The following is a 25,882-nucleotide window of genomic DNA, read 5'->3' as shown; positions in this document are numbered from 1 at the left end:
GCATTTTTTTTCATTCTATATGGTAAAATGTTACTATCACATATTATGGGGATGGATCACATTATGTCTATTGTAACTTTAGCTCTATTATTATTAGCGGAAGTACTCGTTGCTATTATTCTCATCGGTGTTAGCATTGAAATTTGTAGTTACGGCTGGAAAAAATCAACTGGCGTCAAATATACTTGTCTCTTGCTTTCGCTCCTTCTTGGAACCGCTAGCATACTCGGACTTTTCGCTGCACCTGCCTATTTCTTTATACAACTAACAGAAAAAGGCTTATAAGGAAGGATGTTAATATAATTACCGTGAAATGTATTGATGCATCTGAAACTTGCGTATTACGTCAAAAATTTTTACACCCGAATCAAACAGTAACAGATTGTAAATACTCTTCCGACTACGAAGCAGATACCTTTCACTTAGGTGCTTTTCTAAGCGATGAACCGATTAGTATCGCTTCCTTCTCAAAAAAATATACCCTGACTTACCAACAGGTGTTCATTATCGACTACGTGGAATGGCAACATTACCTAACTTTCGAAACAAACACGCTGGAAGCTCCTTAATTCAAAAAGCGTAACAAGTCTTGCAAGAGCGTAAAGCAAATATTTTATGGTGTAATGGCCGAATTACTGTAACTGACTATTACAAGCGCTTAGGCTTCTAGGAACATGGTGTAATCTTTGAAATTGAACCGATTGGCCTTCATAAAGTATTGTATATAAAAAGATATAAGAAAAGCTTTCCGCAATACGGGAAAGCTTTTCTTATATTTCAATCTTCACTTTTTATTTTTTTCATATATATGTATATAAACAAACTAGGAACTAAAAAACAAGCAACCATAATAAGTCCTGTCATACTAATTTCCTTTATCGAAATATCTGGTGTTACAATGATACAAATAGCTAAAATCCCAATAATAATACCTACCGGAATGAATAATAGTTTCATAAAATAGCTGCGTGATACTCCGCCCGTATGCTCATACACTTGCACCGAATTTTTTAAGTTTAAAAAGTTAATACCTATTATCCCGCACATAAATACCATTAATAAATCCGAAATACTTTCATATCCTGCACCTTGCAAAACATAGCGATAAAAAACAATACCTAGTATGACGATATTTTGTAAGATGAAAACGAGTCTAATATGTTTTAGCCCCTCAATCATTAAACGTTCATCTTTCACGATTCTCATCCCCTCACTCCTCTTCCTCCCAAAATAAATCATTTAATGTTTTATCTACCGCATAACAAATTTTCAAACATAAATCTAAAGACGGGTTGTATTTCCCCTTCTCAATTAAACTAATCGTTTGCCTTGTAACGCCTACTTTTTCTGCTAATTTTTGCTGTGTTAAATCTAACTGAACACGCGCGACTTTTATTTTACTTACAGCCATTCATGTTCCTCCTCTACCTTAATTGTAATATATATATTCCATTAAGTAATTTATATTTTGCGTAATTAATTTAATTTTCACTTTCCCCCGCTATTTGCGGGTAATAAACCCCTCACTAATTATAGTTTCACTTTATTATACACAAAAAAGGAGCCTCTCATAAGAAGCCCCTCTTCTATATCTATATTATAAGAATAAATGACATCCAAATAAAATTGTAAATAAGTATAGTAACGGATGTACTTCCATCCCTTTCCCTTTCACAATCTTTAAGACCGGATACACTAAAAATCCGATTGCAATTCCATTCGCAATACTAGACGTTAACGGAATACCTACAAAAATTAAAAATGCTGGTAATGCATCTTCAAACTCATCCCAATTAATATCACGAATACTTTGTGCCATTAAACTACCGACAATAATTAATGAAGGAGCTGTAATAGCAGCTACACTTGATAAAGATGCAATTACAGGACTGAAAAATGCCGTTATAATTGTTAGTCCAACAACTACAATACCTGTTAATCCCGTTTTACCACCCGCAGCAATACCAGCTGACGATTCAATTGTCGCTGCTGTTGGGCTTGTACCAAAGATAGAACCTGTCGTTCCGCCAATCGCATCTGCAATAAACGCTTTACCAAAACGTTTCTCTGTATTATCTGTAATTAAACCTGCTTGTTTAATTAAACCGAGTAATGCACCTGTCGTATCAAATAAAAGTACAAGTAAAAATGAAAATACAACACCATATAATCCATACTGAATTACATCTGAAAAGGCATTGATTGGATTTGAAACGATAATACCCTCTGGTAAATGAGGCATCGCTACAATTTTATCCTCAAACTTCAGTTGCCCCGTAAAGAAGGCGATAATTCCTGTCACAATCATACTAATAAATAATGCACCACTCACACGTAATACCATTAATACCGCAGCTAAAATTAAACCAATTAAAGTTAAAATAACGGCTGGTGAATGAAAATCACCAATCGTAACTAAATTAGATGGATGATCAACGATAATTCCAGATAGACGTAATCCAATAAAAGCAATAAATAGTCCAATTCCACCTGCAATTGCATGCTTTAAACTATCAGGAATTGCGACAATTAACTTTTGCCTAAATGAAGTGAAAGATAATAAAAGAAAAATAATACCTGTTACAAATACTGCCGAAAACGCAATGACATATGTAATCCCCTCTGCCTGTTGAACAACAGAATAAGCAAAATATGCATTCATCCCCATAGCTGGAGCAATAACAATTGGATAGTTAGCTAAAAACGACATACATAGCGTCCCAATAACTGTCGCAATAATAGTTGCCGTAAAAGCTTGATCAAATGGTACACCTGCATCAGATAATATTTTCGGATTGATGACAAGAATATACGCAAATGTAAAAAAAGTTGTGATGCCAGCTAAAAGCTCTTGCTTCACAGAAGTGTTATATTGTTGTAATTGAAACATGCTTATGTACCCTTCCTACATCTGAATTATTATCACACATTCTTTTCTTACTAGTATGTGAGAAAATATAATACTTAATCTTAACAATCAATAAAAAGAAAAGTCAATATATTCTCTAATAGTGAGAATTTTAAGTTTAAGTCTGACAACTTCAGATGTAGTACAGTTCTTTTATGATTATTTTTGTAGCATAACAGATAGAAATGTTTTATAATTTGAAATAGTTAAATATTTAGGTAGCTCATTCTACAAGGGGGATTCTTCTTATGCAGCACACAAACAAATCTGGAACTTTAAATCGAGGTTTAAAAGAACGACATATTACTTTAATGTCACTCGGTTCAGCTATTGGCGTTGGACTATTTTTAGGATCTGCTTCTGCTATTAAACTAGCTGGTCCTTCCATCTTACTAGGTTATATGATCGCTGGACTCGTTATTTTTTTCATTATGCGAGCGCTCGGAGAAATGGCAATTGAACAACCGGTTGCCGGTTCTTTTAGTAAATACGCTAATGATTATATCGGCCCACTTGCTGGCTATATTACTGGTTGGAACTACTGGTTCTTATGGGTTGTTACTTGTATGGCTGAAATTACGGCGGCTGGAATTTACATGCAGTACTGGTTCCCAGATATCCCGCGCTGGACTTGGGCACTACTCGCTCTATTATTAATGAGCGCTTTCAACTTCTTATCAGTAAAAGTATTTGGAGAACTTGAGTTTTGGTTTGCTCTCATTAAAATTGTCACAATTATCTGTATGATAGTAGTTGGAGCTGGCATTATTTTATTCGGATTCGGAAATGGTGGTATCGCTACTGGTATTTCAAATCTTTGGTCACATGGTGGCTGGTTCCCAAATGGATTTTCCGGATTACTACTCTCCTTACAAATGGTATTATTCGCTTATTTAGGCGTTGAACTAATTGGTGTTACAGCTGGTGAAGCTCAAAACCCGAAGAAAACACTCGCAAAAGCTATCGATAACGTATTTTGGAGAATCCTAATCTTTTACGTCGGGGCATTATTCGTTATGATGGCAATTTATCCATGGAACGAACTTGGTGAGAAAGGAAGTCCATTCGTATTAACATTCCAACAAATCGGCATTGCAAAAGCAGCAGGTATTATTAACTTTGTCGTATTAACAGCTGCACTTTCTTCTTGTAACGGTGGTTTATTTAGTACAGGGCGTATGCTATTTACATTGGCACAACAAAAGAAAGCTCCTGAAAGATTCGGTCGTTTAAATAAAAATGGGATTCCAAGTCAAGGAATTGTAGCAACGGCTATCGTTTTACTTGTTGGTGTTATATTAAACTACCTTGTGCCTGCAAAGGTGTTTACATGGTTAACTAGTATTTCAACTTTCGGGGCAATTTGGACCTGGGGAATTATATTAGTCGCTCAAATTAAATTCCGTAAAGGATTATCAACTGAGAAAAAAGACAAGCTAACGTATAAAATGCCTTTACATCCATTAAGCTCTTACTTCTCACTTGGCTTCCTTGCACTTGTACTATGTATAATGGCGTATTCAGAAGATACACGAATTGCATTAATCGTTGGCCCAATTTGGCTTATTGGCTTAGCTATCGTGTATTACATGAAAGGGTTTCATAAGATTGATGAAACACCTACTTCAAAGATTAGTTAAACAATTTATCCCTTCCTTATTAATTGGAAGGGGTTTTTTATTGTCTATATAAATATTTCTCAACAAAATTCACGGTATTTTTACAATTTTTTAATATTTTTTACGTTTTCTGTCTTTATTTTTTCAGAAAAATAAATTACATTATTAAAGCACATATATTTATTATTAGGGGGATTCTTCTATGAAGAATAAAAAATGGATTACATTTTCTTTAGCAACAGCAATTACACTTAGTATGGGGAGTTCGTTCATACCGTCTACTTATGCCGAAAGCTCTGTAGACCCAGCTCCTGAAATTGCTGCAAAGGTTGTAAATCAAAACAATGGGAAGAAAGTATTATTTGATAATACGCACGGTCAAACTGCAGGGACAGCTGACTGGGTTATTGATGGCGGCTTTTCTGATTTCGGAAACGGCATTGCCCAAAATGGATATCATGTAAAAGAACTTCGTAAATCAACACCTATTACATACGAAGACTTAAAAAATTACAACGTGTTTATCGTTCCAGAGGCAAATATTCCTTACAAAAAATCTGAACAAGATGCAATGTTACAATATGTAAAAAATGGCGGCAGTATCTTCTTCATTGCCGATCATTATAATGCAGATCGTAATAAAAATCGCTGGGACTCTTCTGAAGTATTTAATGGATATAGACGCGGTGCTTGGGAAAATCCCGCAAAAGGAATGTCTAACGAAGAAGCAAACTCACAAGCTATGCAAGGAGTAGAAAGTTCCGATTGGCTATCTAATAATTTTGGTATTCGCTTCCGTTACAATGCACTTGGTGATGTTTCAGCTAAAAACATTGTTTCGCCTGAACAATCATTCGGAATTACACAAGGTGTTTCATCGGTAGCAATGCATGCTGGTTCTACTCTAGCAATTACAAATCCAAAACTAGCAAAAGGACTTGTTTATCTTCCAGAAAACCCATCAAAATGGAATAACGCTGTTGATAGTGGTGTTTATAACGGCGGTGGCGTTGCAGAGGGTCCATATGCTGCAATTGCAAAAGTAGGACTTGGAAAAGCTGCCTTTATCGGTGACTCTTCTCCTGTTGAAGATGCTACGCCAAAATACGTTCGTGAAGATTCTGGCCAAACAAAGAAAACTTACGATGGTTATAAAGAAGAAAACGATGCTGTTTTACTAGAAAATATCGTAAATTGGCTATCGAAACAAGAGACATTTACAAGCTTAGATCAAGTAAACGGTTTACAACTTGATTCACCTACTGCTTTACAAACATTTGAACAACCAAGCTTATCAACAGAGCCACAACCAGAACCTTGGAGTGCACCAAACGCTGGTTATCAATGGTTTAATACAAATACATTTAAACCTGGTTCATACGGATATAACGGCGCCGTAACAGCAAACGATTATGTGATTACACGCCCTAGCATTCTACCAAACAATGAAGTGTTCCAAATAAAGATTCAAGTAAACAACTTATTACCTAATACAACTTATAATAACTATTCTTTAGGTATCTTCACGACTGGCGGAACACAGGTAGCAAAAGTCCAAAATACAAACGGCACTTGGCCATCTACTTTCGGATATAGTAGCGCCTTCTCATTCACAACAAACAGCTTTGGTTCCGCTGAAAAAATTGTGAACGTACAACTTGATTCAAATACAACTGGACAAGCAACACTTCGTCTACGCCAAAATACAACTGCTAAATATAATGAAGCTGTAACGATTAATAAGAAGTAAAAGAAAAGGCAATCCACATGCGGATTGCCTTCTTCTCATTTCTCTTCTTTTGAGAAAAACATTCTGGAAATGACGATACCTATACTACCTACAATTAAGAATAACACTGCCCTGATCATCATTGAAACTTCTGGTAAGTCTAGAAGGAATAACTTTCCTATCGTTACTACTAAAACAACTAAGCCAGCATACAATATTTCATTCATATTTTTATTCCGTCCAAGCCAAACTGCAAATAATGCATATACCATCCATAATAACGATACTGATACGCTTATTATACTTCCATCTGTAGAAAGAACTTCGCCAACTCTAGTAATTGTAATAAATACAATGACCATGAACCAATAGAGAGCTATAGAATAAACATATTTTCCAAAACTCGTTAATACATCTTTCGCTCGTTTCATGCAATAATAAAATGTACCTATTAAAATAATATGAGCAACAAACCCAGCTGAAACAAAATGATCAAACGGGCTAAAAATCGTCTGTACCATTCCAATCGCATAAATAGTGGCACTTACATACAGTTTAATTTGTTGTTTTGCTTTAATAGAAGTAACCATACCGAGAAAACCTTGTAACAATAATACAATTGCTGCATTCACTAAACTGTACTCATATAAAATCGCTAAACTAAATGACCCCATTGCAAAACCAAATAAGAGATTTGCAAATATAGACTGTTTATTCTTCCTATATTCAAGTACAAACATAACAGTATGCACGAGTGCACTTATGACCAATCCCCACGTAGTAAAATCAGGTATTTTTGCAATAGATAAAATAAAGAAAACGGCATTTGTACTAAATATCGCTACTCTTGCTTCTTGTATAAACTCTCTCTCTGAAAACATATGCCAAAATAACAGCAAATGAATTACACCATATACAATCGTTAACTGTATTTGCAAATTCTCTACTAATATCGACATAGCAGCAAAGAAGACAAACAGGACAATGGCAGCAACAACATAAGAAATCATATATAAGTACTTATAACGATTTTTCAACGCATACCATAATAAACTAAGTGTTAATATCGTCTCATATCCAAAGAAAATATAAGGATTCGGAGTCGTACTATTTAACAAGAACGGAACGAAGAAAGCTCCGACCGCTACGAAGATAGTAAGGTATTCCGATTGATACTTTTTCGCTAAATAAATCCCTAAAATAACCCATACAATATTACAGATAAACGCAATACTTGCTGGAATAAATCCATATAAATAATGTGCCGCAAACGTCGTTAAAACAATGCCTGTAATACTTCCTCCAGCTAATACTAACCCTAACGCTTGCCGCTCTCGTTTAATTTGAATATCCCCTATATAATACAAACCGATAGATAAGGCGATACCAAACACAATTCGTATCGCTGGTGTTAATAAACCAGCATCTACCCCTGCTTTAAATAACCAAATAACCCCAAGTAGCATAATACCGACAAATATACGCGGCAACCATGTTTGGCAAAACTTAATAATATTGAATGGTTCCGGTTTAAAAGCAGATATATTTACTTGTTTTTCCTCAACTTTTTGCACGGGCTCTTTGATCTTTACTACATCTTCTTGTAATTTTTCATCTATTATCGTTTCGATATATACTTTCTTTTCCTTACTAACATGTTGCTGAGCGTTTTCTACTTCTATTTCCCTTTGTTTTGCTTTCAACTCAAAAAGTGCTTCTTGCATCGTTTCAATTGTAGTTTCGAGTGCTTCTATTTTCTTATTCAAATCTTCCTTCATATGCTCCCCCCTCACCATTCATTCGAAACCTATATATTACCAATTATCTTTATCATACTCTTAGTCTATTCATTTTTAAAACTATTTTTCCAAAAAAAGAAAGGTGTTTTCCCATTATAGAAAACACCCTTTCACTTATTTGTCCTTATTTATCATGATACTAACGATTACACCAATACACACACCTACAAGAGCTGGAATGATCCATCCTACACCTTCTGTATAAAACGGAATATACTTCAATATTGGCGTCCACTGATTCGTCATCACATTTTTATTTAAAATATCGATTGCACTAAATACCGCTACAATCAAAATTGTAACAGGATATATGCACACATACTTCCCAATATATTTATGGAATAACCCTAAAATAATAAGCGTTAATGCAATTGGATAAATAAATCCAAGAATCGGTACTGAAACTTTTAAAATTTGTGTTAACCCTAAATTAGCTAAAATCATACTAATAAAGCTCAATATAAACGCCCAAACTTTATACGATACTTTCGGAAATACACTTGTAAAAAACTGACTACAAGATGTAACAAGTCCAATTGAAACACATAAACACGCAATAGTAAAAATAAGGCCTAACAAAACTACTCCGCCTTGTCCAAATAACGTCGTCATCACTTGTGCTAACACATTCGCCCCATTATTAAACGTACCTAACGAACCGCTAATTGAACCCACATATCCGAGGATGACATAAATAATAGATAATAAAAGACCTGCTCCAATACCAGCAATACTCATATATTTCGCTAAGCCTTGATCATCTTCAATACCTTTTGCACGTAAAGCATTTGCAATAACAATACCAAAGATTAAAGCCGCTAGCGCATCCATCGTTAAATATCCATCTAAAAATCCTTGGAACATAGGAACTTGTCCGTAATTTCCAGTAGCCTCTTTCACACTACCAACTGGTGTAAACATAGTTTTTATAAAAATAAGTGCAATCATACATAATAATAAAGGCGTTAAAACCTTCCCAAATAAGCCCATTAATTTAGATGGCGATAAACTTAACCAGTAAACAAAGCTAAAGAAAACGATCGTATAAACTAGTAAAACTACACTACCCGATTCTGGGAATAACTGACCTGGTCCCATTTCAAATGCTAGACTTCCTGCACGTGGTATACCAAGACCAGGTCCAATAAATAAGTACACAATACACGGAAAAATAATTGCAAATGAAGAATGTACTCTACCCGCTAACGTTTGAAAGCTTCCTGCTTTTGCAACAGCAATAACACCTAATATCGGAAGACCTGTTGCTGATATAATAAAACCTAACAGCGCAATCCACACGTGTTCTCCTGCTTCATATCCAAGGAAAGGCGGAAAGATAAGATTCCCCGCTCCAAAAAACATAGAGAATAGCATAAGACTAATAAGTAAAATTTCTTTTTTCTGTAACAATTTCATTTCTTTCTCCTTCTTCAATTTCATCTCTTGTGAAATCAATTCCACATATAGAAAAACGCGATAATCCGCTTCCTTACAAAGAAAACATAGTCCATAGTCTATCACAAAAGAAATGCCCATTCTATAGCTATTTCCCTTTTCCAATTTCTTCTGAAAAATCAACCTTTCCCCGCATTAACGGACAGTAAGACTCCCCCCCTAATAATTAAGCTAATAACCGGATATCCAGTGGGAATCAAACTGCCCATAAAAGCCCGATTCGTTCAACTAATAATCATATTGGAATAAAATCTTCCAATATGATTAAAGTTTCACTTCATTGACTTATAATAGTTAATAAAGTAAAATATTAAATATACAAAATTATTAACCTTGTTTTTGTTTGTGTCAGGAGGAAAATAACATGGAATCAGCGATACAACTAGAAAAAGAACAGCAAAGAAAAAAGAAACATCCTCCAGGTTTATACTTACTCTTCTTTACAGAAATGTGGGAAAGATTTAGTTACTATGGATTACGAGGATTATTAACATTATATTTAACGACAGCTTTAGTAAGCGGTGGTCTTGGGTTTAGTCCCGCATGGGCACTCTCCATTTACGGATTTTATACTGGAGCCTGTTATTTCACACCAATGATTGGTGGATACTTAACAGACCGTTTTCTAGGTAGAAGAAAAGCCATCACAATTGGTGGTATAACGATGGCAATCGGTAACCTTACACTATTTGCCTTGCAAAACCAATTAGGCCTATACCTCGGATTAGCGCTTATTATTATCGGTAATGGATTCTTCAAACCGAATATCTCTACACTGGTTGGAGAATTATACGAAGAGAATGATCCAAAACGTGATAGTGCATTTACCATTTTCTACATGGGTATTAACGTTGGGTCATTTTTAGCTCCACTCGTTTGCGGATTTTTATCAGAAAATTTATTCAAAACAACAGTTGATGGCGTTGTACATTACGGATTCCGTTACGGTTTCTTAGCAGCTTCAATCGGAATGATCATTGGACAAATTTTATTTACAACACTATCAAATCGCTTCCTTGGTGATATCGGTAAAAAACCAACTCGCGATTTGCAAACAGCTGCTGGACAACCATCAGTAGGAGATACACCGTTAACAAAAAAAGAAAAACAACGTACCGCAGTTATCGTCATTTTAACGTGCTTCGTTGTCTTCTTCTGGGCTGGTTTTGAACAAGCTGGTAGTTCATTAACACTATATACAAACAAATTTGTAGACCGCTCTGTGTTCGGATGGGAAGTTCCAACATCTTGGTTCCAATCGGTCAATCCATTATTTATTATTTTACTTGCCCCAGTCATTTCAGCATTATGGGCAAAACTTGCAACTCGCAAGCGCGGGGATTTAAAAATCCCAACCAAAATGGGACTTGGTATGATCTTACTCGGTATCGGTTATATCATACTTGTTATCGCTACATTAAAAACAGGTAGTGACGAACATAACATTACGGAAAAAGCAAACTTACTATTTATCGTCTTTACGTATCTTTTCCATACGTTAGGTGAGCTATTCTTATCACCTGTCGGACTATCAATGGTTAGTTCTCTCGCTCCAGTAAAACTTGCTTCTTTACTAATGGGTGTATGGCTAGCAAGTTCAGGTATCGCCAATATTTTAGGTGGACAACTTGCAAGCTTCACAACTTCACTTGGATATGCTGAAGTGTTTACTGTTATCGGCGCTGTAGCGATTGTTTTAGGTTGTGTTTTATTATTAATCTCTAAAAAACTAGTAAAATGGATGGATTAAAAAAAAGATGAGGAATTTCTCCTCATCTTTTTTATGCCTTCTTACCTTTTTCTATTGCTTGCTCATACAACTCTTTATGTTCTTTATATTCACTTGGCACGAAACTCTTATAGAAAAATGAAAACCAGCTGTCTCCCTTTTTAAATCCTTCTTCTCGAATTTCCGTTGCTTTTTTATTCGATTTAAATCCTTCAGTAAACCATTTTTTTAATGAGCCATTCTTTTCATACTTGGCAGGAATCTTCAAATCATAGTTTTCAAACGCATACTTATATCCAGCCTTTTCTACTGCCTTTTTTGTAGACTTATAGCCTTTTTCATACGCTGTTTCATATGACTTCACGTATACATCTTTCTCATTATTTCCAGGATTCTTTTCAGCTAGTTCCTTACCAGCCTTTTCCCCTAGTTCAGCTTGCTCTTTTTCAATTTTTTCTGTTCTCTCTTTATTTCCCACTTGGAAACCTTCTGCAAAGATCTGCTTAAAATCTGGAGTAATTTGACTATCGTCCATCGTCTCTTGTGCTAAGCCCTGTTCTTTTCCTTTTTCAAAATGCGTTTTCTTCTGCTCTTCTAAAGACCAAGTAGTAGTATAAGCAGTTGTAAATGCTTGTTTATATGTATCTGATTTTCCAGCTAAATGTACTTGTACGTCATTTTTCCCTGCTTTAAAATCAGTCTCTCCATTTTTTTCGCCTTCAAGTTGACCTTTCTCCATATCAACTTGGCGCTTAGCTTCCTCTTGCTTACGTGCCTCTTCTGCTTTTCTTTGTTCCTCAGCTACACGTTGTCTCTCTTCTTCAGCTTTACGCTGTGCTTCTGCAGCACGTTGTTTTTCAGCTTCTACAGCACCATTATTATTTTGGCTAGGAGCTGGACTCGTTGCACCACTACTAGAAGCTGGTTTATTGTGATAATGATATTCCCCGTACTGTAATCCCCATTTTTCACAGTTTGTACGACACGTATGTCCACCATTCGCATCTGTACGTCCTGGATGCGCATAAGCTGAAATTGGAGCTATCAATAACGCTACACTTGTTGTTAAAAGAAGTTTCTTCACCTGTTGTCTCACTCTTGTTCCTCCCAAAATTTAGAATTCTAAATTTATTATACATAAATAGAAGGATTTTTAAATACAAACTAAAATATTCTATTATTTCTCAAAAGTAGTAAAAAAGAAGGTCAACTCTTTAAAGAGTTGGCCTTCTTTTTTATTTCTTCGCCTTCGTTCCTACTAAATCACCAGCTACAACATAACGCTTAGAATTATCTTTTACAGATACACATGTAATAAGCGTTATCTCATCTTTCCCATGATCTTCTACAACTTCCCATTTATCCGGAGTTACTTCAGATACACCGGTAACAGCGTACTCATATTCATTTTCATTATCATATAAATAAATTTTATCGCCTTTTTTCAAAGATGCTATATCACTAAATAAAACACCTTTTTTAGACATGTTATGCCCTGCTAGTGCGTAATTCCCTTTTCCCATTACTTGATTTTCTTTTACTGTCGCTGCACCTGATAACAGGTTTTTCTCAGTAGAAGATTTTAAAACAGGAATTTCTAATGAAACACTTGGAATCGAAATACGACCGATTACTTGTTTTTTATCTAACGATGCATTCGCTACTTCTGCCAAGTCTGGTTGATTAATTTTTGACGCATCTACAAATTCTGTCTCATGCTTTTCATAATCCATCTTTTGAACAGCTTGCACATTTTCAGTCTGTTTCTTTTCAGCCTTATATCCATCATAAAATGGCTTTCCAATTAAAACCCCACCTACAACAAATAGAAGGATTGCTACTATACTATAAATTCTTTGCTTATTCATATACAATTCCTTTCCCTTACAAAATCTTACTCTATATAAAATGATAAAATAATATTGCTATATGTACAAGTATAAGCTGAAAAGAAACCTTCTTGCCGATGCAAGAAGGTTTCTTTTTAAGCAATTTTATTTCGATATAAAGACACGTGAAAAATCGTCATCTGAATAAAGAAGATACTAAATGCAATATATATCGGATATGCAGGAACATATAGAATAACAATTGGAGAAAGAGTTAAAAACCCAACCGCACAAGGCAACACATACCATAATGACATAAATGTAGTACGACAAGCCTTTTCTGTAATTGCCTTTTCACGCTCATCTTCTTGAGGAAATAATAGTGGAAACATCCAATACGAGAGCTCTTTATATTTTTTCTTTTGAATTTTATAAAGAACCGTCGATACAATACCAAATGTTAAAAGTAATCCGAGCGGTATTAAACTTATTGAAACTTCAAATGGTACTCTCTTCGTTTGAATAAAATTAGCGACTTCAATAGTAAAATAATACAACTCAATAAAAGCCCAACCTGCTAATACCATCAAAAGTACATTTAGCATATAAGAAAATACAAGTCTATTCATCCTCTTTCCCCTCCTTATTTAAAACAAACACATCTTCCATCTTTAACTGGAACACATCACAAATCGTAAGTGCCAATAACAACGACGGAACGTAATCCCCTTTTTCAATTGCAGCAATTGTTTGTCTCGTCACTCCAACCTTTTCTGCTAATACACTTTGCGAAAAATTGAAGCGAGCCCTTAATTCTTTCACTCTATTTAAAATGGTCAATTTTACCACCTCTCACCATTATTGTATGCTATCCTTAACAAAATGTAAACTCAACTTAACAAGTTTTGCAAAAAAAATCCAACTTTACGTATTGTAAAGTTGGATTACGTGTTAGTTTAAAATTGTAACTTTAACATTTTTTCTGCCCCAATTACTAGATGAAGCTTTATCAGGCATTAAAACATCGATTTTGTGACCTTTAATCGCGCCACCAGTATCTGCTGCAATTGCTTGCCCGTATCCTTCAACATATACAGTAGACCCTAATGGAATAACACTTGGATCTACAGCAATTAATTTCATTCCTGGGTTTGCAGTTAAATTATAAGGTTTACCACCTGGTCCCCATGCAGAGTATACTTGTTGGCCTGGTGCATAACCATTTTCACCTGGATCTGCTGTATAAGCTGTTGCATGTACATAGATTTCTCTTCCACCAGCAGTTGGCTTCGAAGGTTGTGCAGGTTCTACCTTCGAATTATTATTAGCAACAGGTTCAGCTGGTTTATTAGCTTTCTCTTGCTTTTGTTTTTCAGCAATTTCTGCTTGTGCTTTCACTAAAGCTTCTTGCTCAGCCTTTGCAGCCGCTTCTGCTTTCGCACGCTCTTCTGCTGCAATTCTTGCTGCTTCTTGCTCACGAGCAATCGTTTCTTGTACTGCCTTCATATTTGACTCAATTTTAGCTTTTTCTTCTGCTGCTAAATTAAGTTGGCTTGCAATCTGGTTATATTTAGCTTGAACTGCTTGTAAGTTATCTTGACGCTTTTTCAAGTTATCTTGCAAATCAGCTTGCGCTTTTGCTAATTTTTGTTTGTCTACTACTAAAGATGCTTCTTTTTCGTCAATTGTTTTCTTATCTTCTTCAATTTGACGAAGATCTTGTTCTTGTAGACGTAAAATTTCTTTATCAGCTTCTAAAATAGTAGAAACTGCATTCATACGTTGTAAGAAATCTGCAAAGTTTTTTGACTCTACAACAACTTCTACTACTAAACTTGTATTTGAACTGTTTTGAACAGAAACCATACGTTTTCTCATAATATCTTTACGAGCAAGGACTTTATCCTCTAAAACGACAATTTCATTCTTTTTTTGCTCAATCTGCTTATGCGTTTCATCGATTTTACGTTGAATAGCAGCTTGATCCTCTTTATTTTTTGCAATTGTATTATTTAAGTTATGTAGTTCGTTTTCAATACCTTGAATCTCTTTACTAACAGCTTGCTTCTCTTGCTCTTTCTTCTGCATATCTGCATCGTTTTGCTGCAATTGCTGTTGCATGTTGTTAAGTTTCTCGTCGTTTGACTCTGCTTTTACAGCGACTGTACTAGAAAGACCGATAATTCCTGCTAATACTAGACTACTGATTCGCTTAAAATAGTTCATAATCCGACTCCCTTCTTATACAGTTATACATGATTTATTTTACAGTTTGTTTACAATACTATTAAATACAGTTTATTTTTCATGACAAAAAATAGGGAATTATAAATAAAATGTAATAGATTCTTAAATATTTAACAATTCCTATATTTAAAAATTATAAAAGATGCTAAAATCCAAATATAGAGAAAATATAACTTCCAAAGGCGGTTGAAATAAATACATGTTTACTCAAAAGAAATCACTCCAACATAAAATTGATCAATTAGAAGATCGTATAAAAGAATTAGAGGCAGAATTAAAACAAAAAGATATTGAAAAACAAAATATGATTTCTTCTATCCATGACCGTGTGCAAAACGTCGTTCAAGAGCATCAACTTGTAAATAACCAGCACCATACACTTCAAAATTTAATTCAGCAATTAAACTCGTGTTTTGAAAATGTTTCAACACGTACAACAAATTCTAATGAATTAAATAGTGAAATGTTACAAAAAGAACAAAGCTTAATTCAGTCTATTGAAGAGATTATTGACTGCTCTAATGAAGGAAAAGAATCTGTTCACCGTTTACTTATTGTAATTAATAAATTAGGTGAACAATCTCAGCGCACGTCTAACAGTATGAATCATTTAAGTGAACGCTCAAAAGAAATCGAGCAAATTGTAGAAGTCATTCAAAACATTGCAGCACAAACAAATTTACTTGCGTTAAATGCAAGTATTGAAGCAGCGCGTGCTGGAGAGCACGGTAAAGGTTTCGCGGTTGTTGCCAATGAAGTAAGAAAACTAGCAGAAAGTACGGCAGAGAGTACAAAAAATATTGGCAACTTAACGAAAAAAATTCAAGAAGAAATTGAAAAAGCATACGAAAACACAAAAGATAATTTACATTTAGTCGATGAAGGTGTAGAAATGAGTGCCGATACAAACGCTAGAATCGAAAACATTTTAATTATGATTCAAACGTTACAAAATGGTGCTACAAATGTTATTCAAGCAATTGAAAACCAAAAATCTTGTAATGATGATATATTACGAGAATTTGCAAACACTCAACAAATGTTCCAAAAATTAAATACTACTATTATGAACCATATTCATGATGCAGAAAAAGTCGATGTTCAATTGACTAATGGTCTTCAAGAAACAGTATCTTCTCATTAACAATAAAAACCCCTTATATCTCTATAAGGGGTTTTTATTATATTTCGAATATTTATTTCTTCCCAATATTCATCTATATCTTTGTTATAATGGGAAAGTTGTTTCTTTAGACTAATTAACAAGGAGGATGTTATGGAACAATTTTACTACATTTTAAAATACTTAATTCTTGGTCTGTTCCAAGGACTAACAGAACCAATTCCGATTTCTTCAAGTGGTCACCTCGTTTTAGCACAACATTTGCTAGGACTAAAAATAGAAGGATTTAGCTTTGAACTACTTGTTAATTCAGCTTCATTACTAGCTGTGTTACTTATTTATAGAAATGATTTAATTCGTCTAACAAAGAATGGTCTATCTTATATATTTACAAGAGCAGAAGATGCAAAATCAGATTTCTTCTTCATTATTTACCTTGTAATTGCAACTATTCCAGCAGGTGTAATTGGCGTTTTATTTAAAGATTATATCGATCAGTACTTAAAAGGTGTGAAAATGGTTGGGATTTCCCTTCTTATTACCGCTATCGGCCTTTGGATTATTCGAAACTTACGTGGACGTAAAAATGATGGCGACCTTTCTATGAAAGATGCAATCATTATCGGTCTAGCACAAGCTTGTGCACTAATCCCTGGAATTAGCCGATCTGGCGCTACAATTGTAGCAGCGATGTTACTCGGTATGAAGCAAGAGACCGCTCTTCGCTTCTCATTCTTACTATATATTCCTGTTAGTTTAGGTGGATTATTGCTAAGTATTACAGACATTGCTAAAGATCCTAATTTAGACACATTATTCGTACCATATATCGTTGCATTTATAGCAACATTTATCATGACATATATTTCTTTAAAATGGTTTATGAACATTATGGCAAAAGGAAATTTAAAATATTTCTCTTTCTATTGTATTATCGTAGGGGGACTTACTATCATTTTCTTATAAAGTAAACTTACAAATTTAAAGCGAGTCATTCTACTACACAAAGATGGCTCGCTTTTTTATACTTCTATTAAGTTGAAGTGCATTATTTACTTTAAATTTTCAGAATAGTATAATATCAATTATATTCCTACTAATAAAAATCCGTCTTCTTTACTACTATTATAAAAGAGGTGTTCATATGTTTATTGTTACTAAACTAATTCATATTAAATATGGCTATGAGAATGATTTACTATATTCACTTAAACAATATTATCCATCAACTGGAACAAATGGTTTTATTAACATAGAATTTTCACCTATGCATCGTACAGATGATGGAGAAAAATATATGGTCCGTATGTTATGGAAAACACAACAAGATTACCATGCGTGGCTTTCTCAAAGAAACGAAAATGAAAATTGGAAGCACAAAATACAAAACTATATCCTTTCTTCCAAATCCAATGCTACTTATATGCATTAAACTCCACTCGATATTCCTAAAGAGCTTTTCCTAATGTAAAATGATAAAACCCTCTTACCTTTTCTCATCCAGTAAGAGGGCTTCCCTTATTTATAAACTTTCTTTTCTTGACAATACAAACGAATAACATGTTTATTTTGTTGAAATACATCATGCGTTAGGCGAATAATAATAAAATTTCGTTTTGTTTGATCATCATGAACAAAAATCTGTTCTCCCTCTTGAAAACGCCATGCACTTTCAAAATTCGTAATATGATCTCCACTTACAGAAAAAAGTTCATATCGCATATCTAGTACCCTCTCTCAACTTATATAATCACAATATCCTTATATTAAATTTAGTATAACTTAATTTCGATAAAATTTGTAATTTTTTCTATTTCGAAATATTTTAACTTTGTTTTATACTCTTTTTAGCGCTATAATGATAAACGAATTTTCATTGAAAGGAGCTTCATTTTGACTGCATATTTATTTCCAGTAAAAACAGCATTTATTTTATTTCCTATTTTAGCAATGTTTCTGTTAATTCCATTTTTAATATTTAATTATCGAAAATACGGTTATTTAAATAAATGGCGCTCATTTATTTTATATTCATTACTACTCTATTTATTAAATGCCTATTTTCTTGTTATTTTGCCATTACCACAAACGTATGATACTTGTAGCCTACAACCAGCTAATACACAGCACATGCAACTCTCACCATTTTATTTCATACAAGAGATTAGTAATCATACATCGGCAATTTTAGCGAAACCAACTACTTACTTCTATTTATTAAAAGAATCTGCGTTTTTACAAGTAGCATTTAACGTTCTATTAACCGTTCCATTCGGTGTTTATTTACGTTATTATTTCCGACGTAGTTTCTTACAAACAGTTTGTATTTCTTTTTGTCTTTCACTATTTTTTGAACTAACACAGGTAACTGGACTATACGGTATATACAATTGTGCATATCGCTTATTCGATATCGATGATCTATTTTTAAACACATTAGGCGGCGTAATTGGTTTTATCATTGCACCAATATTTACGTACTTCCTTCCGAAAACAAGCGAATTAGATAGTCATATTGATTTAGAAACGAAACCAGTCGGATTCGTTCGTCGTCTTATCGCTATGCAAATTGATTGGCTGTTCTTATCTATCGTCGTTCCTGTCATTAAAAATAAAGGAAACTCTCTATTTATTTCTAATATCCAATCTTACACAAATGTATACGAACTCCTTTTCATTACATGTTCAATCTTTATTTACTTTATTATCATTCCATACTTTACAAATGGAAGAACGATAGGAAAAGCTTTGCTTCGTATTTACATTAAAGGAAAATCAGATCGTATTACGATGAAGGAACTATTCATCCGTTACGGTATATTCTATTTCGTTTTAGGTGGAATCAATTATATTCTTTCTAGTAGCTCTATCTTAAATCTTACAGAGCCTTTAGTATTACTAGTTATACTGTTATTCCAATTCGTAATTAACGGCATATTTATTATTCATGTTTTCTTACATGTATTTAGCCGTGATAAGTTACTATTCTACGAGCATATTAGTCAAACAAGAAATGCGATTATACTAAAAAAAGCTGACAAGTAATATTTTGTCAGCTTTTTTTCATAATCGTAAATAACTTTTCTGTATAAGGGTTTAAAAACATTCCTGTTTCATCTAGCGACTTCCTCATTTTTAGAAACGAATGCAATTCTGGATATATGTTTTGTAACTTTTCGTATGTTAACGTATGCATTTTCCCCCAATGTGGACGACCTTCATATTTCAGAAAAATTTTCTCCACTTCACCAAAATAAGCGGCATACTTCATACCTTTATACATATGAACGGCGATATATGCCGAGTCCCTTCCATACGCTGGACTAAGCCATATATCATCACCTTTCACGTAGCGACATTCAATCGGGAAGTGCACCTTATACTTTTTCTTTTCAATAAGACTTGAAATTTCTTCTACAACAGCTCTCATATGCTTTGAAGGGACACTGTACTCCATTTCATAAAATGGAACCGTACGTGATGTAGCGAACACTTCATAGCTTGGGCCAATTATTTTTGTGTTTGGTGCAGCCTTAGCTGATAATCGACTTACTCCTTTACTTATGGAAGGAAACCATTTGCACCCTTTAGATAACAAAGAGAACATCCTATTTTCAAGTAACTCCACCTTTAGTTTATGCCATTTTAAATCAGTTCCTTTACTCGTTGTTTCATTTGTAAACTTCACCTGTACTTCATTTGAATAAGGAAAAACGAAAAACTCAAAATGACGATTCTTCTTATATTCTTCTAACTTGTTCATTACAGTAGATAGTGACTGTTTTTCGCTTTCATAAACGAGCGAATATGATGGGATAATCTTTAATTTTATCTTTACGATAATACCTAGCATTCCAAGCGATAACTGAAATGCTTTCCAATATTCGACGTTCTCGGTTTCTGAACAAACTATACTCTCACCTGTTGATAAAACTGTCGTAATCTCTATAACTTGTGTTGATAAACTCCCAAAGGTAACACCCGTCCCATGCGTCCCCGTACTAATTGCTCCTGCAATAGATTGTGAATCAATATCCCCTAAATTTTCTTGTGCATAACCTTTTTCTTCAAGTAACTTCCCTAGGTCATGTAGCTTTGTTCCTGCCCATACTTCGGCAACCATCTTCTCTGCATCAATATTCACAATGCCCTTCAATTCGTCTAAAGAAACTAAAATTTCTTCTGTTTGCACGAGAGGCGTAAACGAATGCCCTGAACCGACAACACGAATTTTCTTCCCTTTTTTTCGTGCAAGCTCTACAACTTCTACTACATCTTGTATAGTTTCTGGATACATCGTATAATGCGGCGTTCCTTCTACATTCCCTGTCCAATTTCTCCATTTTTTCCCCTCTATAGAAAGCATTGGCCATCCCCCCGATATGTTGAATACTCCCCAATAATCTTCCCTTGTTTCACACGATACAAAATTGGAAACCGCTCACATAATTCCCCAGCTTTACTATGACGAAACAATATAGAATCTCCTATATTCACTCGCTCTTCACCGTTATAATGAACGGGAGTTTGTACCTCACCAGCACCTTCTAAAGCTAATAGTTTTGCACCATCTGGTCTCCAAACCTCAGGATCTTTATCTTTACCAACTGCGCCTGAAGCAATATATCCACCACCTAGGCAAGTATAGATAAACGGAGCTGGTTTACGTACAACTGGTAAAGCAAATCCGACAGCTGGATGAAATTGTACTTCTTTATAATAGTCAAACAGTCTAGGGGCATAAAAAGCAGAACCTATTGTAATCTCTGAAACTGAGTTATCTTGCTCAGTTGTTTTTATACTTCCTGTTCCACCCCCATTTACAAACCTAAGTTCAATGCCAAGGTTTTGTATTTCTTTTACGATACGTCCTCTTCTTTCTTTAACTTCTAACACTGATTTCTTCTTTAAATAAGAAATTACTTTACTTTTTATCCATTGATTCGGTATATGATCTCCAACCCCAGCAATTTGAGCTTCATATCCCATTACACCATCTAATATTAAAGATGATGAGTTCTTCACCTTTTCTACTATTTCCAAAGCGCTCCGCACATCTTTTACCGGGGATCTTTTTACACCAAAATGAAATTGTAAAAAACGGCTACTCATATCAATATCCAAACAAACACGAAAACACCCTTTAGACTTCTCAGCAATTTTTTCTAAATAAACAATATGCTCTTCACAGTCCACCATACAAGTTATAATAAGCCCTTTCTTTGTTAGCAAACTAATTTCATATAAAGCCCTGTCATCATAAGCTGGATATCCTAATAATAAATCATTAAATCCTTGTTCAATTAAAAACAAAGCCTCTCTAGGTGAAAAACACATAATACCTTGAAATCGGTTGTTTGTAGCTAAAATCCGTTTCATAATTGGAACGGATCGTAATGATTTACTCGCTATTCGAATCTTTTTATCGCCACTTAGCTCTATAACCGATTGAATATTTCTTTCCAAAGCTACTTCATCTAAAAATGCACACGGTAATGGAACTTCTTTAAAAATTCCTCGATCCACATTTTTCGCTCCTCTTCTATATATGTCTTATACATATTGGAAAGAAAGAGTGATTTTCCTGTTTGCAAATAAAAAAAGTTTCTTCTTTACGAAGAAACTTTTTTGACTACTTCATAGAAATAGTAGCCTCTACTGGATAATGATCAGAGTAATCATTATACGTATATTTTTTAAACCATGATGTAACAGTCCATTGTGGAGATTTCGGCTGTAACACTTTATTTTCTATATGCGATGGGTTCGCATGATCTTTACTTGCAATAATATAATCTAAATACTCGGCAGGGCTATCGGGGAAATTGTATTTCGCAATACTGTTTGTCGTCGCATCCCAAGTCGCTGTATGTCCAGTATAAGATGGAATAGAAGCATGTAATGTTTTAAACATAGATGCATACTCTGAATCACTATTATTCTCAGCGTTTATTTTATTTACGTTCATATCTCCACCAATTAACACATACTCGTTATTTGGTATATTTTTATTTTTAATAAATTCTTGAATTTCTTGTAGCTGTTTTGTACGTACAGATGCAGGTGAAGTTTTTCCACACATACTATCTTCAGCTTGTAAATGCGTCCCAATTACATGAACAAAACTATCATTTCTCTTAATTTTCGTGTATACAAATCCTTTATTTGATAAATTATCTGGTCCGCAGCCTTTTTCGAATACATATTGAATTTTTTCAACGATTGGCCATTTACTCACAATCGCAACGCCCCCATCTTCAGGAGTCGAAGATGAATAGTTCCCTAATGTTTTATCCCATTCGTTTCCACTACTACGACCTAATACCGCCGTTTGATTTGGATATTCTCTCTTCAAATTTCCTAACAAACGATCTGAGGCGCTATTATCAAACACTTCATTTAATATAACAACGTCCTGATTCTTTATATAACCTGCCGCTCCAATTAAATCAGCACGCTCACTTTGTCCCCAATTCGGATATAAGTTTGTTGATAGCATGTACACGTTATGCGTCATTACTTTTAATGTATTATTTTGATTTGTAGGCGTTTCTGCTTGAGCTGAAGATCCACTATATAAAGCTCCTAAACCAATTCCAAAGCTAAGTACACCTTTTAGCAATTTACTTTTCACGTTTCATACCTCCATGTGTATAGTGATAAAAAGGCCAAATACTCTATTCTGAGATTTGACCTTTTTTAAATACTTAACGATTTCCGTACGTATCAAACCAAAGCTGGATGTATCCAGCAGTAACACGTTGTGCATCCATTAAACGCTTACCTGTCATTGGTGTAACTTCAGCGCGCCATTTATCTGCATAATCTTGCGATACAGCAGCTCTCACGAACCAATCTTTCGTATTATCATTTACAATGCCAGCGTAATCTTGTTTCGCAACTACTGCCGCTCCATGAATCCAATCTTCTGGATTTGTACCTTTCCAGTTCCAATATCCATTTCCATCCGTTACTTTGTAATTATCTTTTATCGTATCTACAAAGTTTTCATATTTAGAATGGAACCCTTGTGGATACGAAAGATTTGTAAAGTTTGCCGCATGCATCGGTTGGTTTACATCTCCTAAATAATGAAGAGATAATCCTAAATAGAAGAATGCTTGTTTCATATCTTTATTTTTGTATGACTCACCAGCTAATTTAAAATATTTAGCTCCAGTTTCCTTCGCCTGCTTTGCATATGGAATATACGTTTTCCCGTTATCAGGGTCATAGAAGTGTGAAGCAAATGTGCTATTATCATAATAAGGATTTTCATAGTCAGCAGCATAAATACCATTCTCTAACTCCGTACGCCATTCTTTTAATAGTGCAACTCGCTCTTGTTTTACAAGTGTTGTATTACGAGACATAATATCCATTGCACGGTTTACAATCCATAAATGAGAGTTTACGCCTTCTTTATGTTTATCTTCAGCAGACCAGCGCGGAATAACGCCTACTCTCTGTCCTCCATCGTTTTCATGAGCAAACGCAACACTTTGTAACGGTGCTACTAACGTAATAGCTGCTGCTAAAGCAAGAACTTTCTTTTTCATCTGAAATCCTCCATTTTATAATTGAATTATTGTAAACATTTTGCTAGGATCCTATGATGTCGTCTGGTTAACCTATGACTAGAATATCCCACCTTTCATAAAATTTCTATCACTAAATTAAAATATGCAAATGTTCATATCATTATAACTTTATACATAGTGAATATAATGAATGAATGCACTTACATTGTAATAAAGTATTGTTAAGCTACTGCAAATACTTGTCTAAACTAATGTAAAAAAAGAGTAAAACAATTACATGCTTTACTCTTTTCTTCTATTCGATAATATACTTGGTAGTTGCACATTAACCGCCAACTTATGAATAAATCCAAACACTAATCCAATCCCGATAAATATGTATAGTATCGTAAATATCTTCCCAAAATCAGTTTGAGGACTAAAATCTTTATCGCCTACAGTTGTCAGTGTCACAACACTAAAATATAAAGCATCAAGGATACGTAATCCTTCCACTGTGCTATAAAAGATTGTACCCGATATTAAAGTCAAAATTGTTAATACGAATAAAACTTGAAATTCTTTATCCTTCCACGCTCGCAAACAGACTCTTAGCATACGTTTCAATGTTAAAAAAAATGAAAGCATTCAACTTTCCCTCCCAACCAAAAGTACATTTAGTCAAAGGAAAGTCTATCACCTTTCCGTATAGAAAAAAAGTAGCCCTCTTCTATTTCTAGAAAAGGACTACTTTTTTCAATTCTTTATTATTTGGGTGAAACAAGAATTTTCACTTGTGTTTTATCTTTTACAAGTGCTTCAAATCCTTCTTCAACAACTTGATCCACTGTAATTTTTTTCGTAATTAATTTCTCTGCTTGAATTTGACCAGAGCTAATTAATTTAATAACAGATGGGAAGATGTGACGGTATCCAAGAATACCGATAACTTCTTTTTCTTTTAATACAAGGTTGTTCGGAGTAATTGTTGCATCTTTTTCCCATACGCTAACAATTACCGTTTGTCCTTCGAAACTTGTACTTTCAATTGCTTGACGTAGTACAACCTCAACACCTGTTACTTCGAAGCTAACATTTACACCTAAACCGTTTGTTAAGTTACGAATTTCTGCTAATACATCTTGAGTTGCTGGATTTAATACGTAATCCGCACCTGCTAATTTTGCTAACTCTTGACGTTCTTTAGAAAGTTCAACTGCGATAACAGGAGTTGCTCCTGCTGCTTTAGCTGCTTGGATAACAAGAAGTCCAATTGGACCACAACCAAATACTGCTACAGCTTCCCCTTCTTTTAATTTACTTTGACGTACTGCATGAACTGCTACTGCTGCTGGTTCTACAAGTGCACCTTGTTCATACGTCATTTCATCTGGAATATGATGAACCATATCTTCTGGTACTACTGTATATTCAGAGAAACCACCACCGTCTCCACCAAGACCGTGGAAAACAAGCTGTTCACAAACATTGTAATGTCCATGTTTACAAGCTTCACATTTACCACAAGAATAAATTGGTTCTACAACAACGCGGTCTCCCACTTTATGAGATGTAACTCCTTCACCAATCTCTATTACCTCACCACTAAACTCATGACCTAAAATAACAGGTGTTTTCACATGTGTTAATGGATGTTCTTCTGTTGGAATAAAAATAGGCCCTGCTAAATATTCATGCAAGTCTGTCCCACAAATACCACACCATTTAACTTTGATTTTCACTGTTCCTGGTTTGACTGTTGGTTCTGGTACTTCTTCTACTCGTACATCACGTTGATTATGCCAAAGTAGTGCTTTCATTTTATACATCCCTCTCTATGTATATACTTAACCTGGTGAAGTTTACAATTCTATTATAATACTTCTATCCATATATTTCAAAAAAACAATCACATTCCCACTAA

The 25,882-nt window shown here is 34.5% G+C and carries 25 protein-coding genes and 1 pseudogene; 9 read left to right on the top strand and 17 right to left on the bottom strand.

Features of this window, described 5'->3' with window-relative positions; all coding sequences use genetic code 11:
- Positions 1 to 27 precede the first annotated feature (27 nt).
- Both MHH42_RS03560 and MHH42_RS03555 read left to right on the top strand, forming a co-directional pair.
- Positions 28 to 285, top strand: coding sequence for a DUF4022 family protein (locus tag MHH42_RS03560; protein ID WP_000926990.1), 258 nt, complete (start codon positions 28 to 30; stop codon positions 283 to 285).
- 14 nt (positions 286 to 299) lie between these two features.
- Positions 300 to 670 (top strand): annotated as a pseudogene (locus MHH42_RS03555) (GNAT family N-acetyltransferase).
- A 107-nt stretch (positions 671 to 777) separates the two neighbouring features.
- Here the strand turns inward: MHH42_RS03555 and MHH42_RS03550 are convergent.
- The 3 genes from MHH42_RS03550 to MHH42_RS03540 all read right to left on the bottom strand — a co-directional run bounded on the left by MHH42_RS03550 (position 778) and on the right by MHH42_RS03540 (position 2,890).
- On the bottom strand, positions 778 to 1,206 hold the full coding sequence (locus MHH42_RS03550) for a hypothetical protein (RefSeq protein WP_001223560.1): 429 nt from the start codon (positions 1,204 to 1,206) through the stop codon (positions 778 to 780).
- Between the two features lie 4 nt (positions 1,207 to 1,210).
- Positions 1,211 to 1,411 (bottom strand): helix-turn-helix transcriptional regulator, encoded by a 201-nt coding sequence (locus MHH42_RS03545; protein WP_000301176.1) that lies wholly within the window; start codon positions 1,409 to 1,411, stop codon positions 1,211 to 1,213.
- A gap of 186 nt (positions 1,412 to 1,597) precedes the next feature.
- Positions 1,598 to 2,890, bottom strand: a complete 1,293-nt coding sequence (locus tag MHH42_RS03540) for an NCS2 family permease (RefSeq protein ID WP_000487216.1) — start codon at positions 2,888 to 2,890, stop codon at positions 1,598 to 1,600.
- A gap of 266 nt (positions 2,891 to 3,156) precedes the next feature.
- Between MHH42_RS03540 and MHH42_RS03535 the strand changes: the two genes are divergently transcribed.
- Positions 3,157 to 4,548 carry an amino acid permease gene (locus tag MHH42_RS03535; RefSeq protein WP_001164887.1) on the top strand — a complete coding sequence of 464 codons (1,392 nt, stop codon included), beginning with the start codon at positions 3,157 to 3,159 and terminating at the stop codon, positions 4,546 to 4,548.
- A 181-nt stretch (positions 4,549 to 4,729) separates the two neighbouring features.
- On the top strand, positions 4,730 to 6,277 hold the full coding sequence (locus MHH42_RS03530) for a DNA-binding protein (RefSeq protein ID WP_000791528.1): 1,548 nt from the start codon (positions 4,730 to 4,732) through the stop codon (positions 6,275 to 6,277).
- A 35-nt stretch (positions 6,278 to 6,312) separates the two neighbouring features.
- Here the strand turns inward: MHH42_RS03530 and MHH42_RS03525 are convergent, their stop codons facing one another.
- Positions 6,313 to 8,034 carry a DUF2339 domain-containing protein gene (locus MHH42_RS03525; protein ID WP_070174237.1) on the bottom strand — a complete coding sequence of 574 codons (1,722 nt, stop codon included), beginning with the start codon at positions 8,032 to 8,034 and terminating at the stop codon, positions 6,313 to 6,315.
- Positions 8,035 to 8,169: 135 nt separating this feature from the next.
- Positions 8,170 to 9,471 carry a branched-chain amino acid transport system II carrier protein BrnQ1 gene (gene brnQ1 / locus MHH42_RS03520; protein WP_080119642.1) on the bottom strand — a complete coding sequence of 434 codons (1,302 nt, stop codon included), beginning with the start codon at positions 9,469 to 9,471 and terminating at the stop codon, positions 8,170 to 8,172.
- A 403-nt stretch (positions 9,472 to 9,874) separates the two neighbouring features.
- On the opposite strand from brnQ1, the gene MHH42_RS03515 reads away from it, so the two are divergent.
- Complete coding sequence (locus tag MHH42_RS03515; protein ID WP_000443131.1) at positions 9,875 to 11,260, top strand: peptide MFS transporter; 1,386 nt, start codon at positions 9,875 to 9,877, stop codon at positions 11,258 to 11,260.
- Positions 11,261 to 11,291: 31 nt separating this feature from the next.
- Here the strand turns inward: MHH42_RS03515 and MHH42_RS03510 are convergent, their stop codons facing one another.
- The 5 genes from MHH42_RS03510 to MHH42_RS03490 form a co-directional block, all read right to left on the bottom strand.
- The gene (locus MHH42_RS03510; protein ID WP_001249829.1) at positions 11,292 to 12,335 is read right to left on the bottom strand and encodes a YHYH domain-containing protein; all 1,044 of its coding nucleotides are present in this window, start codon (positions 12,333 to 12,335) and stop codon (positions 11,292 to 11,294) included.
- A 139-nt stretch (positions 12,336 to 12,474) separates the two neighbouring features.
- Positions 12,475 to 13,107, bottom strand: a complete 633-nt coding sequence (locus MHH42_RS03505) for a class A sortase (protein ID WP_001041715.1) — start codon at positions 13,105 to 13,107, stop codon at positions 12,475 to 12,477.
- A 116-nt stretch (positions 13,108 to 13,223) separates the two neighbouring features.
- Positions 13,224 to 13,697 carry a hypothetical protein gene (locus MHH42_RS03500; protein WP_001081109.1) on the bottom strand — a complete coding sequence of 158 codons (474 nt, stop codon included), beginning with the start codon at positions 13,695 to 13,697 and terminating at the stop codon, positions 13,224 to 13,226.
- Positions 13,690 to 13,908, bottom strand: a complete 219-nt coding sequence (locus MHH42_RS03495; protein ID WP_000154014.1) for a helix-turn-helix transcriptional regulator — start codon at positions 13,906 to 13,908, stop codon at positions 13,690 to 13,692. Before MHH42_RS03495 ends, MHH42_RS03500 begins: the two co-directional genes overlap by 8 nt.
- A 111-nt stretch (positions 13,909 to 14,019) precedes the next feature.
- The gene (locus MHH42_RS03490; protein WP_001105797.1) at positions 14,020 to 15,294 is read right to left on the bottom strand and encodes a 3D domain-containing protein; all 1,275 of its coding nucleotides are present in this window, start codon (positions 15,292 to 15,294) and stop codon (positions 14,020 to 14,022) included.
- Between the two features lie 220 nt (positions 15,295 to 15,514).
- Between MHH42_RS03490 and MHH42_RS03485 the strand changes: the two genes are divergently transcribed.
- The 3 genes from MHH42_RS03485 (at position 15,515) to MHH42_RS03475 (ending at position 17,870) form a co-directional block, all read left to right on the top strand.
- Positions 15,515 to 16,459 carry a methyl-accepting chemotaxis protein gene (locus MHH42_RS03485; RefSeq protein ID WP_000495005.1) on the top strand — a complete coding sequence of 315 codons (945 nt, stop codon included), beginning with the start codon at positions 15,515 to 15,517 and terminating at the stop codon, positions 16,457 to 16,459.
- 132 nt (positions 16,460 to 16,591) lie between these two features.
- Positions 16,592 to 17,404, top strand: a complete 813-nt coding sequence (locus MHH42_RS03480) for an undecaprenyl-diphosphate phosphatase (RefSeq protein ID WP_340892902.1) — start codon at positions 16,592 to 16,594, stop codon at positions 17,402 to 17,404.
- A gap of 178 nt (positions 17,405 to 17,582) precedes the next feature.
- The gene (locus tag MHH42_RS03475; RefSeq protein ID WP_000471246.1) at positions 17,583 to 17,870 is read left to right on the top strand and encodes an antibiotic biosynthesis monooxygenase; all 288 of its coding nucleotides are present in this window, start codon (positions 17,583 to 17,585) and stop codon (positions 17,868 to 17,870) included.
- An 86-nt stretch (positions 17,871 to 17,956) separates the two neighbouring features.
- On the opposite strand, the gene MHH42_RS03470 is transcribed toward MHH42_RS03475, so the two are convergent.
- On the bottom strand, positions 17,957 to 18,160 hold the full coding sequence (locus MHH42_RS03470) for a hypothetical protein (RefSeq protein ID WP_001268327.1): 204 nt from the start codon (positions 18,158 to 18,160) through the stop codon (positions 17,957 to 17,959).
- Between the two features lie 171 nt (positions 18,161 to 18,331).
- Here MHH42_RS03470 and MHH42_RS03465 point away from each other — a divergent pair, with 171 nt between their 5' ends.
- The gene (locus MHH42_RS03465; RefSeq protein ID WP_070174235.1) at positions 18,332 to 19,483 is read left to right on the top strand and encodes a VanZ family protein; all 1,152 of its coding nucleotides are present in this window, start codon (positions 18,332 to 18,334) and stop codon (positions 19,481 to 19,483) included.
- A 7-nt stretch (positions 19,484 to 19,490) separates the two neighbouring features.
- Here the strand turns inward: MHH42_RS03465 and MHH42_RS03460 are convergent, their stop codons facing one another.
- The 6 genes from MHH42_RS03460 to bdhA form a co-directional block, all read right to left on the bottom strand.
- Complete coding sequence (locus MHH42_RS03460) at positions 19,491 to 20,804, bottom strand: D-arabinono-1,4-lactone oxidase (protein WP_097837725.1); 1,314 nt, start codon at positions 20,802 to 20,804, stop codon at positions 19,491 to 19,493.
- Positions 20,792 to 21,964, bottom strand: a complete 1,173-nt coding sequence (locus MHH42_RS03455) for an amino acid deaminase/aldolase (RefSeq protein ID WP_097837724.1) — start codon at positions 21,962 to 21,964, stop codon at positions 20,792 to 20,794. Before MHH42_RS03455 ends, MHH42_RS03460 begins: the two co-directional genes overlap by 13 nt.
- Before the next feature lie 106 nt (positions 21,965 to 22,070).
- The gene (gene sph, locus MHH42_RS03450) at positions 22,071 to 23,072 is read right to left on the bottom strand and encodes a sphingomyelinase C (RefSeq protein WP_000837526.1); all 1,002 of its coding nucleotides are present in this window, start codon (positions 23,070 to 23,072) and stop codon (positions 22,071 to 22,073) included.
- Positions 23,073 to 23,145: 73 nt separating this feature from the next.
- Positions 23,146 to 23,997, bottom strand: coding sequence for a phospholipase CerA (gene cerA / locus MHH42_RS03445; RefSeq protein ID WP_097837723.1), 852 nt, complete (start codon positions 23,995 to 23,997; stop codon positions 23,146 to 23,148).
- Positions 23,998 to 24,261: 264 nt separating this feature from the next.
- Positions 24,262 to 24,606: a potassium channel family protein gene (locus MHH42_RS03440; RefSeq protein ID WP_340892896.1), complete on the bottom strand. Its 345-nt coding sequence runs from the start codon at positions 24,604 to 24,606 to the stop codon at positions 24,262 to 24,264.
- Between the two features lie 119 nt (positions 24,607 to 24,725).
- A complete protein-coding gene (bdhA, locus tag MHH42_RS03435; protein ID WP_340892895.1) occupies positions 24,726 to 25,778 on the bottom strand; it encodes a (R,R)-butanediol dehydrogenase in 1,053 nt (350 codons plus the stop codon).
- Positions 25,779 to 25,882: the final 104 nt, after the last annotated feature.

This window comes from Bacillus sp. FSL L8-0099, from assembly GCF_038006385.1.
GTDB classification, from domain to species: Bacteria; Bacillota; Bacilli; order Bacillales; family Bacillaceae_G; genus Bacillus_A; species Bacillus_A toyonensis.
This window is presented reverse-complemented; position numbering and strand designations above follow the sequence as displayed.

Coding starts and splice junctions, on each gene's coding strand:
- MHH42_RS03540 (WP_000487216.1), bottom strand. CDS start 2,890: ATGTTTCAATTACAACAATATAACACTTCTGTGAAGCAAGAGCTTTTA.
- MHH42_RS03480 (WP_340892902.1), top strand. CDS start 16,592: ATGGAACAATTTTACTACATTTTAAAATACTTAATTCTTGGTCTGTTC.
- MHH42_RS03440 (WP_340892896.1), bottom strand. CDS start 24,606: ATGCTTTCATTTTTTTTAACATTGAAACGTATGCTAAGAGTCTGTTTG.
- brnQ1 (WP_080119642.1), bottom strand. CDS start 9,471: ATGAAATTGTTACAGAAAAAAGAAATTTTACTTATTAGTCTTATGCTA.
- MHH42_RS03525 (WP_070174237.1), bottom strand. CDS start 8,034: ATGAAGGAAGATTTGAATAAGAAAATAGAAGCACTCGAAACTACAATT.
- bdhA (WP_340892895.1), bottom strand. CDS start 25,778: ATGAAAGCACTACTTTGGCATAATCAACGTGATGTACGAGTAGAAGAA.
- MHH42_RS03490 (WP_001105797.1), bottom strand. CDS start 15,294: ATGAACTATTTTAAGCGAATCAGTAGTCTAGTATTAGCAGGAATTATC.
- MHH42_RS03515 (WP_000443131.1), top strand. CDS start 9,875: ATGGAATCAGCGATACAACTAGAAAAAGAACAGCAAAGAAAAAAGAAA.
- MHH42_RS03535 (WP_001164887.1), top strand. CDS start 3,157: ATGCAGCACACAAACAAATCTGGAACTTTAAATCGAGGTTTAAAAGAA.
- MHH42_RS03550 (WP_001223560.1), bottom strand. CDS start 1,206: ATGAGAATCGTGAAAGATGAACGTTTAATGATTGAGGGGCTAAAACAT.
- MHH42_RS03530 (WP_000791528.1), top strand. CDS start 4,730: ATGAAGAATAAAAAATGGATTACATTTTCTTTAGCAACAGCAATTACA.
- MHH42_RS03500 (WP_001081109.1), bottom strand. CDS start 13,697: ATGAATAGACTTGTATTTTCTTATATGCTAAATGTACTTTTGATGGTA.
- MHH42_RS03485 (WP_000495005.1), top strand. CDS start 15,515: ATGTTTACTCAAAAGAAATCACTCCAACATAAAATTGATCAATTAGAA.
- MHH42_RS03475 (WP_000471246.1), top strand. CDS start 17,583: ATGTTTATTGTTACTAAACTAATTCATATTAAATATGGCTATGAGAAT.
- MHH42_RS03560 (WP_000926990.1), top strand. CDS start 28: ATGTTACTATCACATATTATGGGGATGGATCACATTATGTCTATTGTA.
- MHH42_RS03505 (WP_001041715.1), bottom strand. CDS start 13,107: ATGAATAAGCAAAGAATTTATAGTATAGTAGCAATCCTTCTATTTGTT.
- MHH42_RS03460 (WP_097837725.1), bottom strand. CDS start 20,804: ATGCTTTCTATAGAGGGGAAAAAATGGAGAAATTGGACAGGGAATGTA.
- MHH42_RS03545 (WP_000301176.1), bottom strand. CDS start 1,411: ATGGCTGTAAGTAAAATAAAAGTCGCGCGTGTTCAGTTAGATTTAACA.
- cerA (WP_097837723.1), bottom strand. CDS start 23,997: ATGAAAAAGAAAGTTCTTGCTTTAGCAGCAGCTATTACGTTAGTAGCA.
- MHH42_RS03470 (WP_001268327.1), bottom strand. CDS start 18,160: ATGCGATATGAACTTTTTTCTGTAAGTGGAGATCATATTACGAATTTT.